Origin of the sequence: Paraburkholderia sp. MM5477-R1 (genome assembly GCF_050436385.1) — a bacterium.
Lineage (GTDB): Bacteria > Pseudomonadota > Gammaproteobacteria > Burkholderiales > Burkholderiaceae > Paraburkholderia > Paraburkholderia tuberum.
Map to the genome: position 1 here is coordinate 1,146,022 of NZ_JBNDMC010000007.1, position 15,925 is coordinate 1,161,946.

The 15,925-nt window shown below is 64.5% G+C and carries 10 protein-coding genes and 1 tRNA gene; 6 read left to right on the forward strand and 5 right to left on the reverse strand.

Going from position 1 to position 15,925, the window contains the following annotated elements; translation table 11 throughout:
• The first annotated feature begins 176 nt into the window (after window positions 1-176).
• The 3 genes from OKW35_RS34215 to OKW35_RS34225 all read left to right on the forward strand — a co-directional run bounded on the left by OKW35_RS34215 (window position 177) and on the right by OKW35_RS34225 (window position 1,817).
• A tRNA-Met gene (locus OKW35_RS34215) sits at window positions 177-253 on the forward strand.
• A 456-nt stretch (window positions 254-709) separates the two neighbouring features.
• Entirely contained in the window at window positions 710-1,519 is an 810-nt protein-coding gene (locus OKW35_RS34220) for an RNase A-like domain-containing protein (RefSeq protein WP_429554410.1), read from the forward strand.
• A gap of 7 nt (window positions 1,520-1,526) precedes the next feature.
• Entirely contained in the window at window positions 1,527-1,817 is a 291-nt protein-coding gene (locus OKW35_RS34225; RefSeq protein ID WP_184057361.1) for a contact-dependent growth inhibition system immunity protein, read from the forward strand.
• Window positions 1,818-1,969: 152 nt separating this feature from the next.
• On the opposite strand, the gene OKW35_RS34230 is transcribed toward OKW35_RS34225, so the two are convergent.
• Window positions 1,970-2,668 carry an aspartate/glutamate racemase family protein gene (locus OKW35_RS34230; RefSeq protein WP_429554411.1) on the reverse strand — a complete coding sequence of 233 codons (699 nt, stop codon included), beginning with the start codon at window positions 2,666-2,668 and terminating at the stop codon, window positions 1,970-1,972.
• Between the two features lie 163 nt (window positions 2,669-2,831).
• On the opposite strand from OKW35_RS34230, the gene OKW35_RS34235 reads away from it, so the two are divergent.
• Window positions 2,832-4,133, forward strand: a complete 1,302-nt coding sequence (locus OKW35_RS34235; protein WP_429554412.1) for an amidohydrolase family protein — start codon at window positions 2,832-2,834, stop codon at window positions 4,131-4,133.
• Window positions 4,134-4,263: 130 nt separating this feature from the next.
• On the opposite strand, the gene OKW35_RS34240 is transcribed toward OKW35_RS34235, so the two are convergent.
• The 4 genes from OKW35_RS34240 to fixL all read right to left on the reverse strand — a co-directional run bounded on the left by OKW35_RS34240 (window position 4,264) and on the right by fixL (window position 11,144).
• On the reverse strand, window positions 4,264-6,369 hold the full coding sequence (locus OKW35_RS34240; RefSeq protein WP_184057356.1) for a M3 family metallopeptidase: 2,106 nt from the start codon (window positions 6,367-6,369) through the stop codon (window positions 4,264-4,266).
• Window positions 6,370-6,686: 317 nt separating this feature from the next.
• Window positions 6,687-7,550 (reverse strand): bifunctional methylenetetrahydrofolate dehydrogenase/methenyltetrahydrofolate cyclohydrolase FolD, encoded by an 864-nt coding sequence (folD, locus tag OKW35_RS34245; protein ID WP_184057354.1) that lies wholly within the window; start codon window positions 7,548-7,550, stop codon window positions 6,687-6,689.
• Window positions 7,551-7,986: 436 nt separating this feature from the next.
• A complete protein-coding gene (fixJ, locus tag OKW35_RS34250; protein ID WP_062129599.1) occupies window positions 7,987-8,631 on the reverse strand; it encodes an oxygen response regulator transcription factor FixJ in 645 nt (214 codons plus the stop codon).
• On the reverse strand, window positions 8,628-11,144 hold the full coding sequence (gene fixL / locus OKW35_RS34255; protein WP_429555110.1) for an oxygen sensor histidine kinase FixL: 2,517 nt from the start codon (window positions 11,142-11,144) through the stop codon (window positions 8,628-8,630). The genes fixJ and fixL overlap by 4 nt, the downstream gene beginning before the upstream one ends.
• 275 nt (window positions 11,145-11,419) lie before the next feature.
• On the opposite strand from fixL, the gene aceE reads away from it, so the two are divergent.
• Both aceE and aceF read left to right on the forward strand, forming a co-directional pair.
• The gene (aceE, locus tag OKW35_RS34260) at window positions 11,420-14,116 is read left to right on the forward strand and encodes a pyruvate dehydrogenase (acetyl-transferring), homodimeric type (protein WP_090800813.1); all 2,697 of its coding nucleotides are present in this window, start codon (window positions 11,420-11,422) and stop codon (window positions 14,114-14,116) included.
• Window positions 14,117-14,199: 83 nt separating this feature from the next.
• Window positions 14,200-15,858: a dihydrolipoyllysine-residue acetyltransferase gene (gene aceF, locus OKW35_RS34265; protein WP_184057350.1), complete on the forward strand. Its 1,659-nt coding sequence runs from the start codon at window positions 14,200-14,202 to the stop codon at window positions 15,856-15,858.
• Window positions 15,859-15,925: the final 67 nt, after the last annotated feature.

Consider the following 15,925-nt stretch of genomic DNA (forward strand, 5'->3'; position numbering starts at 1 on the left):
CCCGCATCTTATCGCGTGCGCGAGCGGGGAGTGTGCAACTTGCCGTTGCGATGTTTCGTAGCGCGTGCGACGCATCGCGCCGCGCGAATGTGCCGCTTGCTCGACCGCACTCGATATGTATTTCGCGCCAACATTTGACGTTGTGTCAGCGATCCGATATACTCTCTTTTCTCTGACGCGGGGTGGAGCAGTCTGGCAGCTCGTCGGGCTCATAACCCGAAGGTCGTAGGTTCAAATCCTACCCCCGCAACCAAAGCATTGTTGAAAGCCCGCATCGCGCAAGCCATGCGGGCTTTTTGACTTTCGGCGCTACGTTTTGCTTGTGGCGCTCGCTGCGTATGCTGCGCGCGTGAATAGATGCAACACGATTCGCGCGGGATCGAGGCCTCGAGCCCATCGTCACTCTCCTCCAATCGCCCACTGCACTGCCGCCTCGTCATGCAACGCGGCGGTATCGAAGCCGGGCAGCACTGAATCTTCCGGCTCGTGTTCGTCGCGAGGATCATGAGATCGGCGCCGCTGCTGTCGAGTTGGCGCGCGGCGTTGGTCATCCGTTCGCCGAGCGCGAGTCAGTATCCGAATCTTCGTTGACCGATGGGACGCAAGAATCATCCATCGCCCATATCCGATGTCTAAGCCGACGGTTAGCGCGGTCGTCCCAACGACCAGGAGTAGGTTTCAGACGTCATATGAACAGGATTCAGACAGCGTGCGCGTGGTGCTGAGCGCCCCGCAACTGTCGGCCGTGCTGGCTCGCCACTCGATTAACCCCACCGAAATGCTTTCCAACCGTCTGTGGGGCGGTTTGCAGGTTGTCGGCGGGGTGCTTGAAATGGCTGGAGCGGCAGCGCTGTGCGTGTTGCCCGAACCGACGATGGCAAGCAAGGCCGGGTGTGTAGTGTTCGGGGCGCATGGTTCGGACACGGCCGCGGCGGGCCTGCGTCAGGTCTGGACAGGGCGCGATACCGCCACCTTGACTCAGCAGGGCACGGCGAAGCTGGCAGAGGCGATGCGGGTCAGCCCTGACATGGCAGACCAGATCGGCCTGTCTATCGATATGGCCGTGCCGTTCGGCTTTGCTGGCTCGATCAAGGCTGCACGCGCGGCCAGCGTTAGGACGGGCCGGATCCATCTGCAAATGCACGAGGCGAAAGCGCTCAATCCAGGGCTCGGAGGGCACACGCTCCAGAAGCACGTTGGCAAGGACGAAGCATGGCTCAGGGAGCGGCTGAAACGCGAGTCCGGGCGAGACATCGTGTCGTCATTTACAAATCTCGAGCAGGCCGAACGTGCCATTTCTGAAGCAGTGGATGCCAATGCTGCAAGAATCAGGACGTGGGCGCAGTCTTCGACTCGAAGCGCGACGATCATGGTAACCAAAGTCGTCTCAGGCGACATTGGATATGGAGTGACGCGGGAAACAGGCACACTCACGCGCCTGAACCAGGTGTTCGTCGTCCTGAAATACGAAACCTATAACGGCATGCCATATTACGTCCTTACCGCCTACCTTGAATGAGAAATCAATGAGTTACTCCGAGCGCTATCCAGCAATGGAGCATATTTTTAATGTGTATTTCGGCCAGGACTTCGACCTGTTCGGGGAGAACGTGCAAGAAATTGTCGCGTGTTACAGGAAAGACAGCCCTTACGATTATGAAAATTTGATTCGCGAAATTGACTCGTTCAGGAGCGAACATCCGAGTGACCTGGACGCCACTTTCAAACAGGTGTTCAGGAGGGGGTTTCGTCCCGAAGGCTGGGGCTACACAACCGCCTCTTTTCTCGACGAGATCCAGCGCGTTCTGAGCGAATAATCGGCTTGTAGCCAGTTGCGCACAGTTCCGTGCGGTCCGACGTCTATGCACGGGACGTCGATCTATCGCTTTCGACTCGCGCCTTCTCTCACCGCCAAAGGGAGGCGAATCTGTTTTCCTTCCGGCGCAAAACCAGAGCCCCGCGCCCATTTTCACTCCGCCCCGATCGCCCACTCCACCGCCGCCTGCGCATGCAACGCAGTGGTATCGAACACCGGCAGCACCGAATCTTCCGGCTTGATCAGTAGCGTGATCTCCGTGCAGCCGAGTATCACCGCCTGCGCGCCACGCGCGGCCAGATGCTCGATCACGCGTTGATAAACCTCGCGCGACGCGTCGGCCACGTTACCGTGGCATAGCTCGTCGTAAATGATGCGGTGCACGTCCGCGCGTTCGTCCTCGTCAGGCACGTGCGTGTCGAGTCCATAGCGCTCGCGCAGCCGGCCCATATAGAACGTCTGCTCCATCGTGTAGCGCGTGCCGAGCAGGCCCACCCGCTCGACGCCCGCCGCGCGCAGCGCCGCGCCGGTCGGATCGGCGATGTGCAGGAACGGTACCGTGATCGCCTGCTCGATCGATTCGCACACGCGATGCATCGTGTTCGTCGCAAGAATCACGAGATCGGCGCCGCCGCGTTCGAGCTGGCGCGCGGCGTCGGCCATCTGTTCGCCGAGCGCGTGCCAGTCGCCGGCGCGCTGGTTTGCCTCGATCGACGCGAAATCGACGGTCAGCAGCAGACTGCGCGCGTTGTGATGGCCGCCGAGCCGCGCCTTCGCGTGGCGGTTCAGCAGCCGGTAATACTCGGTGGACGACTCCCAGCTCATTCCGCCGATCACGCCGATCGTTTTCATCTGTACGCTCCGTCAATGCATGGCCGAAACGGCGAGTATAGGCGCGTCGCATTGCGCGCAGCCGGTACGGATTTCGGCCTGCGCGCCGGTACGCATCGGTGCCCGCATTTTTCTGGCGCCGATAGAATCGTAGCGAGTCCGAACGCGATCAACCGGAGCGAACATGGATCTGATCATCCGCCACGCGACGCTGCCGCGCAGTGCCGCCCAGCTGTCCCCGCATCACCAGTCCCCAGTCGACATCGGCATCGACGCGGGCCGTATCGTCGCCGTCGAGCCGAACCTGGCCGCGAGCGCGCGCGACGAAATCGACGCGGCCGGTTCGCTCGTCACGCCGCCGTTCGTCGACCCGCATTTCCATATGGACGCGACGCTGTCGTACGGTTTGCCGCGCGTGAACGCGTCGGGCACGCTGCTCGAAGGCATCGCGCTATGGGGCGAGCTGAAGCCCGAGCTTACGCAGCAAGCGTTGGTCGAACGCGCGATGCAGTATTGCGATTGGGCGGTCGCGCGCGGCCTGCTCGCGATCCGCAGCCACGTCGACGTGTGCGATCCGCGTCTGCTCGCGGTCGAGGCATTGCTCGAAGTGAAGCGCCGCGTCGCGCCGTATCTCGATCTGCAATTGGTTGCCTTCCCGCAAGACGGTTTGCTGCGCAGCGCCGGCGCGTTCGATAATCTGAAGCGCGCGATCGACATGGGCGTCGACGTGGTCGGCGGCATTCCGCATTTCGAGCGGACGATGGCCGACGGCGCGCAGTCGGTGCGCATGCTGTGCGAGTACGCGGCCGAAAAGGGCCTGCGCGTCGACATGCATTGCGACGAATCGGACGATCCGCTGTCGCGCCACATCGAAACGCTCGCGGCCGAAACGCACCGGCTCGGCTTGCACGGACGTGTCGCCGGCTCGCACCTGACGTCGATGCATTCGATGGACAACTACTACGTGAGCAAGCTGTTGCCGTTGATTCGCGAGTCGGGCGTCGCGGCGATCGCGAATCCGCTGATCAACATCACGCTGCAAGGCCGCAGCGACACGTACCCGAAACGGCGCGGCATGACGCGGGTGCCGGAGATGCTGGCCGCGGGCATCACGGTCGCGTTCGGCCACGACTGCGTGATGGACCCGTGGTACAGCCTCGGTTCGGCCGACATGCTCGAAGTCGCGCAGATGGGTCTGCATGTTGCGCAGATGACCAGCGTCGACGGCATGCACGCCTGTTTCGACGCGGTGACCGTGAACGCGGCGCGCATTCTCGGTCTGGAAGACTATGGCATCGCGCCAGGATGCGCGGCCAATCTCGTCGTGCTCGATGCGCGCGACGAGCTCGAGGCGATCCGTCTGCGCGCCGCGCGGCTCGTGGTGGTGAGCCGGGGCAGGGTGGTCGGCCGCGCGCCGGCCGAGAGCGTGTCGTTATCGCTCGAAGGACGGCCTGAGCAGGTCGATTTCAAGCTGCATCGCGCGTAGCGACGTATCTCGCGCATCAATGACAAACCGGCGGCCTGCGCGAGCAGACCGCCGGTTTTTCTATCGGCATCGTTCATTCAGCGCCATCGCATCCAGGCCGAACGAACGATCATCGCGACGTTTCAATCGCTCAGTGCGCGGCACCCGGCGCCATGCCGTTATGCCGTAGCAGCGCATCGATATTCGGCTCGCGGCCACGGAACGCCTTGAACGATTCCATCGCCGGACGGCTGCCGCCCACTTCGAGAATCTCGCGACGATAACGCATGCCGGTCGACTGATCGAGCACGCTGCCCGCGGCTTGCGCGGCTTCCTCGAACGCCGCGTACGCGTCGGCCGACAGCACTTCAGCCCACTTGTAGCTGTAGTAGCCGGCCGCGTAACCACCCGCGAAAATATGGCTGAACGTATTCGGCCAACGCGAGAACGGCGCTTGCGGCACGACGTGGAAGCGTTCGTTGATTTCGCGCGCGAGTTCGTTGGCGCTCTTCGCGCCGTTCGCGTCGAAGCCGGTATGCAGTTGCATGTCGAACATCGAGAACACGATCTGCCGCAGCGTGCCGAGGCCGCTCTGGAAGTTCTTCGCGGCGAGCATCTTGTCGAACAGCTCGCGCGGCAGCGGCTTCGCGGTATCGACGTGCGAGGTCATGTCGGACAGCACGTCCCACTCCCAGCAGAAGTTCTCCATGAACTGCGAAGGCAGCTCGACCGCATCCCATTCGACGCCGTTGATGCCCGACACGCCGAGCTCATCGACGCGCGTGAGCATGTGATGCAAGCCGTGGCCGAACTCATGGAACAGCGTGATCACTTCGTCGTGCGTGAAGCAGGCGGGCTTGCCGCCGACCGGCGCCGAGAAATTACAGGTCAGATACGCGACCGGCGTTTGCACCGCGCCATGCGCGAGCTTGTGACGGCCGCGCGCGTCGTCCATCCAGGCGCCGCCGCGCTTGCCTTCGCGTGCATACAGGTCGAGATAGAACTGCGCGACGAGGCCGCCGTCCTGATTCTCGACGCGGAAGAAGCGCACGTCCGGATGCCAGACGGCCGCTTCGTCGCGGCGGATGCGCACGCCGAACAGCGTCTCGGTGACCTTGAACAGGCCCTTGAACACCGCGTCTTCCGGGAAGTACTGCTTCACTTCGTTTTCCGAGAACGAATAGCGCTTCTGGCGCAGGCGCTCGGCGGCGAACGTCATGTCCCACGGCTGCAGATCGGTCATGCCGAGTTCGCTCGCGGCAAATTCGCGCAGCTCTTTCCAGTCCTGCTCAGCATGCGGACGCGCGCGCGTCGCGAGGTCTTCGAGGAAGGCCATTACCTGCGCCGGCGATTCGGCCATCTTCGGCGCGAGCGACACTTCGGCGAAGTTGCCGTAGCCGAGCATCTGCGCTTCTTCGGCGCGCAGCTTCAGTTCGTCGGCGAGCACCTGGGTGTTGTCCCACTCGGTCTTGCCGTTGCCGTATTGCGCGCCGAGCTCGGACGCGCGCGTCACGTATGCGCGATACATCGCTTCGCGCATCGGACGGTTTTCCGAGTACTGCATGACCGGGAAATAAGACGGGAAGTGCAGCGTGAACTTGTAGCCAGTCTTGCCGTCTCGCTCGGCGGCTTCCTTCGCGGCTTCGATCACGTCTTCGGGCAGTCCCGCCAGTTGCGTTTCGTTGCCCGCATCGACGATGTACGCATACGCGTTGGTCGCATCGAGCACGTGATCCGAAAACGCCTTCGACAGCGCCGCCTGGCGCTCCTGCAATTCGGCGAAACGCGGCTTCTGGTCTTCCGGCAACTCGGCGCCCGACAGACGGAAATCACGCAGCGCGTTGCTGAGGATCTTCTTGCGTTCGCCGTTCAGCGATGCGAATTCGTCGCTGGCGTTCAGTGCCTTGTACTTCTCGTAGAGCGCGAGATTCTGGCCGACGCTCGACCAGAACTCGGTCACGCGCGGCAGGTTTTCGCCGTACACGGCGCGTAGCTCGGGCGTATCGGCGACGGCGTTGAGATGACCGATCACGCTCCACGCGCGCGACAGCGGCTCGGTGGCGCGCTCGACCGGTTCGACGACGTCGGCCCACGACGCGGGCGTGGCCGGCAGCGCGGCACGCTCGACGGCGGCCGCCGCGTCGGCGAGCAGCACGTCGAGGGCGGGCGTCACGTGTTCGGGTCGGATGGAGCCAAAGCGCGGCAGATCGGAAAAATCGAGGAGCGGGTTGTCTTGATGCGTGGCGGTAGTGGACATAAGGCTTCCTGTCTGACGCGGGTGAAGGGGGCGGTGCGGCGCTTGCGCGTGCCGTCTCGTGCTGGGTCGCTCGACGCCCGGCGCATGGCGGCACCGGCTACGGACATTATTGGGGCGGGGGCGCCGATTCCAATCCATCGGCTGACAAATTAACAGATGTTGCGGCGCGTTGGGCGCGCGTTGGGGCAGGGCGTGGGCCGCGGGATCCGGCGACGCGGTAAGGAGGCGGTGGTTCTGCGAGAGAGAAGGGCGGGTGATGACCCGGTGGACGAGACAGATGAGTCGCCTCACTCCGCCTCGCGCTCACCGCCCGGCGGTTACGCCTTGGCCGCGTCCGCCTCGCGCTCGGCCGCTTCGATCGTGTTGACGAGCAGCATCGTGATCGTCATCGGGCCGACGCCGCCCGGCACCGGCGTGATATGGCCGGCCACTTCCTTGACACCCGCGAAGTCGACGTCGCCGCACAGCTTGCCGGCGTCGTCGCGATTCATGCCGACGTCGATCACGGTCGCGCCCGGCTTCACCATGTCCGCGGTCAGGATGTTGCGCAGACCGGTCGCGGCGACCACGACGTCGGCGTTGCGCGTGTGCGCGGCCAGATCGCGCGTCTTGCTGTGGCAGATCGTGACGGTCGCGCCCGCTTCGAGCAGCAGCAGCGCCATCGGCTTGCCGACGATGTTCGAGCGGCCGATCACGACCGCGTTCGCGCCCTTCAGATCGATGCCGTAGGCCGCGAACATCTTCATCACGCCGTACGGCGTGCACGGACGGAACAGCGGCTGACCCGTCATCAGCGCGCCCGCATTGGCGACGTGGAAACCGTCGACGTCCTTCTCGGGCGCGATCGCCTCGATCACCTTGTGGCTGTCGATGTGCTTCGGCAGCGGCAGCTGCACGAGAATGCCGTGGATGGCCGGATCGCGATTCAGCTCGTCGATGCGCGCGAGCAGGTCGGCTTCGGGCAGATCGGCCGGATAGCGGTCGAACGACGAGCCGAGGCCGTTGTCGTGGCAGGCCTTCACCTTGTTGCGCACATACACTTCGCTGGCCGGATTGGCGCCGACCAGAATCACGGCGAGGCCCGGCTGATGACCGCGGGCGGTCAGGGCGGCGGCGCGCGCCGCGACGTCGGCGCGCAGGGTCTTGGAGAGGGCGAGGCCGTCGATCAGTTTGGCTGTCATGGTCGGTCGAACGTTGGGTCGAGATTGGGATCGGGAATCAGGTCGGGACAGGCGATTTGGCAGGCGGGGCGAAGCGCTCGCGCGGAGGGGCGCGCGACGGCGTGCTTCGGCTGGCTGACGGAGCCACGTCGCCCTGCGACAGGCGCGCTGCCGGTTCGGGCAAGGCGCCGCTGCGAAGTCCGACATTATACCGGCGCGGGGGCGCGCTTTCGCAGTGGATTCGGGGCGCGCGGCGCGCGTGGGAGCGTCCGGGATGTGAGGCGGCGGCCCTGTGGCGGCCAGGAAGCGCACTGCGAGCGGCGGGGCAGGCCGCTCGCACGCCACCCGCACGCGGGACTCGGCGTCGGTCAGGCCGTCGCGAACCGGCGACGCAACCGCCACGCGTGGCGGTTGCGTACCAACGGCCCCTCCGAACGAAGGGCCGCCCGTGCCTCTGTTACTGCGCCGTTTGCGGCTTGTTCGACAGCGCGAGTCGCAGCAGATCGGCGACCGTATTGACGTTCAGCTTTTCCATGATGTTCGCGCGATGCGCTTCGACCGTCTTGATGCTGATGCCGAGGTCGTCGGCGATCTGCTTGTTCAGGCGGCCCGCGATGATCCGCTCGAGCACCTGATGCTCGCGCGCGGTCAACTTGCCGAGGCGCTCGGCCGCGGCGCGCTGCTGCTGGACGCTGGTGCTTTCGCTGCGTGCCTTGTCGAGCATGCGCTCGACGAGCTTGCGCAGTTCGGCTTCGTCGAACGGCTTTTCGATGAAGTCCATCGCGCCTTTTTTCATCGTCGACACCGCCATCGGCACGTCGCCGTGGCCCGTCACGAAGATGATCGGCAGCGACGCGTTGTCGGCGATCAGGCGTTCCTGCAACTCGAGCCCGCTCATGCCGGACATCCGCACGTCGAGGATCAGACACGCGATCTGGCCCGGATGCTGATGCGGCTGCCATGCGTCGATGAACTGCTCGGCGCTCGAGAAGCACTGAACGCGGTAGCCGTTCGCCTCCAGCAGCCAGCGCAGCGAATCTCGCACGGCCTCGTCGTCGTCGACGACAAAGACGGTTTCCTGTGTGGTGACTGGGCTGTTCATAGCTCTCCCGTAACGGTTTGTGGTATCGGCGCCTCGGACCCGCCGTTGCTCGGGCCGTCAGGCTCCCCAATGGGCAGACTGCAATGGAACGTGGCGCCCGTGATGTGGCCGTCGGATTCGACGTTGTTGACCACCCACAGACGGCCGCGGTGCGATTCGATAATCGAACGGCAAATGTTCAGCCCCATGCCCATGCCATCGGACTTGGTGCTGTAAAACGGTTCGAACAGACGCTCGGCGGTCGCTTCGTCGACGCCGGGCCCCTGGTCGACGACGCTGATGCAGACGAAGCCGCTCTCCAGTCGCACGACCACGCGGATGACTGGGTCGACCGCGTTCGGGCGCGCTTCGGCCATCGCTTCGACGCCGTTCTTCAGCAGGTTCACGAGCACCTGCTCGATCAGCACCGGATCGACGTAGATCACCGGCAGCCGCGAGCGCAGATCGGTAACGATGCGAATGCGCCGCTTCCTTGCCTCGATTTCGGCGAGACCCACCGCGTCCGCGACGATATCCGCGACCCGCGTGGCCTGCCGCTTCGGCTCGCTGCGCTTCACGAACTCGCGGATACGCTTGATGATCATGCCGGCGCGCACCGCCTGCTGCGCGGTCTTTTCGAGTACCGGCAGCAGATTGTCGGGCGTCGTTCGACCGGATTTAACCAGTGCGACGGTTCCGGAGCAATAGTTATTGATGGCGGCGAGCGGCTGGTTCAGTTCGTGCGCGAGCGACGAGGCCATTTCACCCATCGTCATCAGGCGGCTCGTGAACTGCAGCTTCTCGTCCTGCTGGCGCGCGAGTTCCTGCGCGCGCTTGCGGGTCGTGATGTCGGTCGCGATCTGCATCTGCGCGAGATGGCCGTCGACCCACTGGATGTACTGGCGTCGCACCTCGAACCACTTCTGGATGCCGGGGATGTAGATTTCCTGCGCGTCGGCGGCGCTTTCGGTCAGCGCGGCGGCGGGCAGGCCGACGAAGGTGTCGACCATGTCGATCGAATCGGACGACGCCTGCGAGGCGTCGAAGCCGCCGCCCGCGAGTTCGAGGTGGCCGTCCGGGCGGATGCCGAACAGATGCCGGTAATAGCGGTTCGCGAACAGCAGCTCGGCTTCGTCGGCGGCGAGCACGGACACCGCCGCGTCGAGGCTTTCGAGCACGGTCGTGAAGCGTTCGTGGGCGGCGGCGAGCTCTTCGCGCGCGCGCTTCGGCTCGGTGATGTCGGTCATCGACGACATCCAGCCGGTCTGGCGGCCCGAGCTGTCGATCAGCGGCGACACGTAGAGCCGCGCGTGGAACGTCGAGCTGTCCTTGCGCCGCACGCGCAGCTCGAAGCCGGACGAGGGCGCCTTGCCGCGCAGCGTCATGTCGAGCTGACGCTGCATCTCGGGGTACGCGTCGCGCGGCCAGTAGGCGAACGGCGCGCTCTTGCCGACGAGGTCGCTTTCGTCCCAGCCGGTCATGCGGCAGAACGCCGGGTTCACGTGCGTGATGCGGCCGTGCATGTCGAGCACGCGCATGCCGATCAGCACCGAGTTTTCCATCGCGCGGCGGAAAAACGCTTCCGCGTAGAGCGCCTGCTGCGCCTCGAAGCGCTGACGCGTGTGCTTCCACAGACTCCACAGGCTCCACAGTACGAAGCAGGAGAGGCCGGCCACCAGCCACACCAGCGTGTTGTTCGTGAAGTTGGTGATCTGCGGGAACGCGTACACGCGCACCGAAATGCCCTGGCCCGGCGGGTCGAGCGGCAGGTCGTAGAACATGTCGCGCGGCAGGCGCGGGCGGGTCGACGTGGTGGTCAACTCGCGGTTGTTCGCGTCGATGATCGAGATCTTGTATTTGGCCGACAGCTCGGGCGGGATGTCGCGCTTCAGAATGCCTTCCACCGAGAACACCGCGGCGATGGTGCCGAGGAAATCGCGGTCGCGGAAGATCGGCGTTTGCAGCGTGATGAAGCCGTTGCCGAGGTCGTCGTAGATGAGCGGCGAGTACACCTGGCGGCGCGTGTTGCGCGCCTCGGCGAAGCCGGCCTTGACAGCTTCGTCCATCTGCGCGTCGTTCGGACGCGCGAGCCGCTGGCCGAGCACCGGCGGCGCGGCGTTGGGCCAGCGCGGCTGCTGCTGGCCCGTGTACCAGTTCATGTAGAGGATCTCAGGATGCCCCTGCATGATTTCCGTGGTGCTCACCTGGAACGAATGCTCGTCGGCATGGCCGGCGGCGAGGTCGCGCGCGAGTGCCTGGATCTGCTCTTGCGCGCCCGTCATCGACAGGCGGATCTGCTGCTGCGCCCACGCGACGTTGCGGTACAGCGTGTCTTCCTGCTGTTGCTGCTCGCGCCGGTTCAGACTCCACAGAATCAGGCTCATGACGACCAGGAACACCAGGATCGACAGGAGCGGCGTCAGCAAATAGGAATTGGACCACCAGGGTCCGTGGTGCCAGCGCGAGGACGGCGACGAATCCGCCGGCGAACCCGCGGTGCGCGCCGAGCGAGAGAAGAGCCGTTCGGTCAACATGCGTGGCATTGTAGCTCAGCGCGTCCCCGACAAATGGCGCAAAAAAGCACGGAAAGTGCAGTTAATCGGCGCAAACTAGCCGGCGGATCAGTCGATCGGCAGTCAAACCAGGTTGCGTCGCAGCAATTTTCCGCATTATGAGAATTGATCTCGTAATTTGAAAATTTGGTTGCGCTGACGTCGGGACCCTTATTACAATCGGCCGGAGCTGCCGCGGCCATTCCTGCGTCCGCGTCGTCTGTTCAAAGTGCGTTCCCCATACCCAGGAGACGAGCATGTCCGCTGTACCCGACGAAGTCATGAAATATGTCGCCGCCGATAAAGACGACGATCCCCAGGAAACCGGCGAATGGCTGGAAGCGCTGGATGGCGTGATTTCTGCAGTAGGCCCTGACCGTGCCCACTACCTGATCGAAAAACAGATCGAATTCGCACGCGTGCACGGCGAACATCTGCCGTTCTCCGCTAACACCCCTTACATCAACACGATTCCGGTCGCGCGCCAGGCCAAGAACCCCGGCGACCAGGACATCGAACACCGTATCCGCTCGTACACACGCTGGAACGCGATGGCGATGGTGCTGCGCGCCGGCAAGGAAACCAACGTCGGCGGCCACATCGCGTCGTTCGCATCGGCCGCCACGCTGTACGACGTCGGCTACAACCACTTCTGGCACGCACCGTCGGCCGAGCACGGCGGTGACCTCGTGTTCGTGCAGGGCCACTCGTCGCCGGGTGTCTACTCGCGCGCGTTCCTGCTCGGTCGCCTGACCGACAAGCAGCTCGACAACTTCCGCCAGGAAGTCGGCGGCGAGGGCATCTCGTCGTATCCGCATCCGTGGCTGATGCCGGACTTCTGGCAATTCCCGACCGTGTCGATGGGCCTGGGCCCGATCATGGCGATCTACCAGGCGCGCTTCATGAAGTACCTGCAGGCGCGCGGCATCGCGAAGACCGACGGCCGCAAGGTCTGGGCCTTCCTCGGCGACGGCGAAACGGACGAGCCGGAATCGCTCGGCGCGATCGGCATGGCCGGCCGCGAGCGTCTGGACAACCTCGTGTTCGTGATCAACTGCAACCTGCAGCGTCTCGACGGTCCGGTGCGCGGCAACGGCAAGATCATCCAGGAACTCGAAAGCGAATTCCGCGGCGCCGGCTGGAACGTGATCAAGGTCATCTGGGGCAGCCGCTGGGACGCGCTGTTCGCGCGCGACAAGTCGGGCGCGCTGATGCGCCGCATGATGGAAGTCGTCGACGGCGAGTACCAGACGTACAAGTCGGAGTCGGGCGCGTTCGTGCGCGAACACTTCTTCAACACGCCGGAGCTGAAGGCGCTGGTCGCCGACTGGTCCGACGACGACATCTGGAATCTGAACCGCGGCGGCCATGATCCGCACAAGATCTACGCGGCGTTCACGGAAGCGACGAATTCGAAGGGCCAGCCGACCGTCATCCTCGCGAAGACGATCAAGGGCTACGGCATGGGCGAAGCCGGCCAGGCGATGAACATCACCCACCAGCAGAAGAAGATGCAGGTGGAGCAGCTGAAGAAGTTCCGCGACCAGTTCCGTCTGCCGATCACGGACGAGCAGATCGTCGACGTGCCGTACCTGACGTTCGAGGAAGGCTCGAAGGAACTCGAGTACATGCGCCAGAAACGCATGGACCTCGGCGGCTATCTGCCGGCGCGTCGTCAGAAGGCCGAGTCGCTGCCGGTGCCGGAACTGTCGGCATTCGAGCCGCTGTTGAAGGGCACGGGCGAAGGCCGCGAGATCTCCACGACGATGGCGTTCGTGCGGATCCTGAACATCCTGCTGAAGGACAAGACGCTCGGCAAGCGCGTCGTGCCGATCGTGCCGGATGAATCGCGTACGTTCGGCATGGAAGGTCTGTTCCGTCAGATCGGTATCTGGAATCAGGACGGCCAGAAGTACGTGCCGGAAGATTCCGACCAGCTGATGTTCTACCGTGAGTCGGAGACCGGTCAGATCCTGCAGGAGGGCATCAACGAAGCCGGCGGCATGGCCGACTGGATCGCGGCCGCGACGTCGTACTCGACGCACGGCGAGATCATGATCCCGTTCTACATCTTCTACTCGATGTTCGGTTTCCAGCGCATCGGCGACCTCGCATGGGCCGCTGGCGACATGCGCTCGCGCGGCTTCCTGCTGGGCGGCACGGCGGGCCGCACGACGCTGAACGGCGAAGGCCTGCAACACGAAGACGGCCACTCGCTGATGTGGGCGGCTTCGGTGCCGAACTGCATCAGCTACGACCCGACGTTCGGCTACGAACTCGCGGTCATCGTGCAGGACGGTCTGCGCCGCATGGTCGCCGACCAGGAAGACGTCTACTACTACGTCACCGTGATGAACGAGAACTACGAGCACCCGGCGATCCCGCAGGGCGAGACCGTGGCGGCCGACATCATCAAGGGCATGTACTCGTTCAGCAAGACCGCAGCCGATAAAAAGGCGCCGCACGTGCAGCTGATGGGCGCGGGCACGATCTTCAACGAAGTGATCGCCGCGGCCGACCTGCTGAAAAACGACTGGGGCGTCAACGCCGACCTGTGGAGCGTGCCGAGCTTCACCGAGCTCGCGCGCGAAGGTCACGAAGTGCAGCGCTGGAACCTGTTGCACCCGACCGAAGAGAAGAAGCTGTCGCACGTCGAGAAGCTGTTGAAGGATGCGCCGGGCCCGGTCATCGCATCGACCGACTACGTGCGCGCGCTGAGCGAGCAGATCCGCGCGTTCGTGCCGCAGAAGTTCGTCGTGCTGGGCACTGACGGCTACGGCCGTTCGGACACGCGCGAGAAGCTGCGTCACTTCTTCGAAGTCGATCGCTACTGGGTCACGGTCGCCGCGCTGAACGCGCTGGCGGACGAAGGCACGATCGAACGCAAGGTGGTCGCCGAGGCGCTCAAGAAGTACAACCTTGATCCCGCCAAACCCAACCCGATGACCGTCTAAGGCATCACCCGTGTGCCACGATGCACGCGCTTGCTCCTCATCGCGAGGGGCCGGCGGCGTGCGCGGCCCAGGAGACACTAACAATGAGTCAAGCGATCGAAGTCAAGGTGCCGGACATCGGCGATTACAAGGACATCCCTGTGATCGAGGTGCTGGTGAAGGCGGGTGACACCGTCGAAAAAGAGCAATCGCTCGTTACGCTGGAATCCGACAAGGCGACGATGGATGTGCCGAGCTCGGCCGACGGCGTCGTCAAGGAAGTGAAGGTCAAGGTCGGCGATGCGGTGTCCGAAGGCACGCTGATCATCGTGCTGGAAGGCGCCAACGCCGCTGCCGCTGCCGCGGCGCCCGCGCCGGCTGCCGCACCGGCTCCTGCTCCTGCGCCGGCGGCAGCTCCCGCTGCGGCGCCCGCACCCGCGGCAGCAGGCGGTGGCGTGCAGGAAATCAAGGTGCCGGATATCGGCGACTACAAAGACGTTCCCGTGATCGAGATCGCGGTGAAGGTCGGCGATCGTGTCGAGAAGGAACAGTCGCTCGTCACGCTCGAATCCGACAAGGCGACGATGGATGTGCCCAGCTCGGCCGCCGGCGTCGTCAAGGAAGTGAAGGTGAAGGTTGGCGATACCGTGTCGGAAGGCTCGGTCATCGTCGTGATCGAAGCGGAAGGCGGCGCTGCCCCGGCACCCGCGCCGGCACCGGCCGCGAAGGCGCCGACTGAAAAGCCGTTCGACGCGCCGGCCACGCCGACCCCGGCACCGGCCGCGCCGTCCGCGCTCGCGCAGGCGCCGCTGATCCCGGCTGGAGAAGGCGGCTCGCGTCATCCGAGCCATGCGTCGCCGTCGGTGCGCAAGTTCGCGCGCGAACTCGGGGTGGACGTCGGCCAGGTGAAGGGCACCGGTCCGAAGGGCCGCATTACGCAGGCCGACGTGACCGCGTTCGTGAAGGGCGTGATGACGGGCCAGCGCGCGGCGCCGGCTGGTGCGGCCGCGCCGGCCGCCGGCGGTGGCGAGCTGAATCTGCTGCCGTGGCCGAAGGTCGACTTCACGAAGTTCGGTCCGATCGATCCGAAGCCGTTGTCGCGTATCAAGAAGATCTCGGGCGCGAACCTGCATCGCAACTGGGTCATGATCCCGCACGTCACGAACAACGACGAAGCGGACATCACCGAGCTCGAAGCGCTGCGCGTCAAGCTGAACAAGGAACACGAGAAGGCGGGCGTCAAGTTCACGATGCTCGCGTTCGTGATCAAGGCCTGCGTGGCGGCCCTGAAGAAATTCCCGACCTTCAACGCGAGCCTCGACGGCGACAACCTGGTGTTCAAGCAGTACTACCACATCGGTTTTGCCGCCGACACGCCGAACGGCCTCATGGTGCCGGTGATTCGCGACGCGGACAAGAAGGGCCTCGTCGACATCGCGAAGGAAATGGCCGACCTGTCGAAGGCCGCGCGCGAGGGCAAGCTGAAGCCGGACCAGATGCAGGGCGGCTGCTTCTCGATCTCGTCGCTGGGCGGTATCGGCGGCACGCACTTCACGCCGATCATCAATGCGCCTGAAGTCGCGATTCTCGGCCTGTCGCGCAGCGCGATGAAGCCGGTGTGGGACGGCAAGCAGTTCGAGCCGCGCCTGACCATGCCGCTGTCGCTGTCGTACGACCATCGCGTGATCGACGGAGCGGAAGCCGCGCGCTTCAACGCATACCTCGGTTCGATTCTTGCCGATTTCCGGCGTGTGATTCTTTGACCGTCTGGTGAGGTCCGCCGGCGCGGGCGCGGATGGTTTCGACCGATCCGCGTCGCGCCGTCCGCGC

Bases quoted from the DNA above. Each gene is read 5' to 3' on its own strand.
- OKW35_RS34225 (WP_184057361.1), top strand. From the start codon at position 1,527: ATGAGTTACTCCGAGCGCTATCCAGCAATGGAGCATATTTTTAATGTG.
- OKW35_RS34230 (WP_429554411.1), bottom strand. From the start codon at position 2,668: ATGAAAACGATCGGCGTGATCGGCGGAATGAGCTGGGAGTCGTCCACC.
- fixJ (WP_062129599.1), bottom strand. From the start codon at position 8,631: ATGAACAGCCCAGTCACCACACAGGAAACCGTCTTTGTCGTCGACGAC.
- fixL (WP_429555110.1), bottom strand. From the start codon at position 11,144: ATGTTGACCGAACGGCTCTTCTCTCGCTCGGCGCGCACCGCGGGTTCG.
- aceF (WP_184057350.1), top strand. From the start codon at position 14,200: ATGAGTCAAGCGATCGAAGTCAAGGTGCCGGACATCGGCGATTACAAG.
- OKW35_RS34235 (WP_429554412.1), top strand. From the start codon at position 2,832: ATGGATCTGATCATCCGCCACGCGACGCTGCCGCGCAGTGCCGCCCAG.
- aceE (WP_090800813.1), top strand. From the start codon at position 11,420: ATGTCCGCTGTACCCGACGAAGTCATGAAATATGTCGCCGCCGATAAA.
- OKW35_RS34240 (WP_184057356.1), bottom strand. From the start codon at position 6,369: ATGTCCACTACCGCCACGCATCAAGACAACCCGCTCCTCGATTTTTCC.
- folD (WP_184057354.1), bottom strand. From the start codon at position 7,550: ATGACAGCCAAACTGATCGACGGCCTCGCCCTCTCCAAGACCCTGCGC.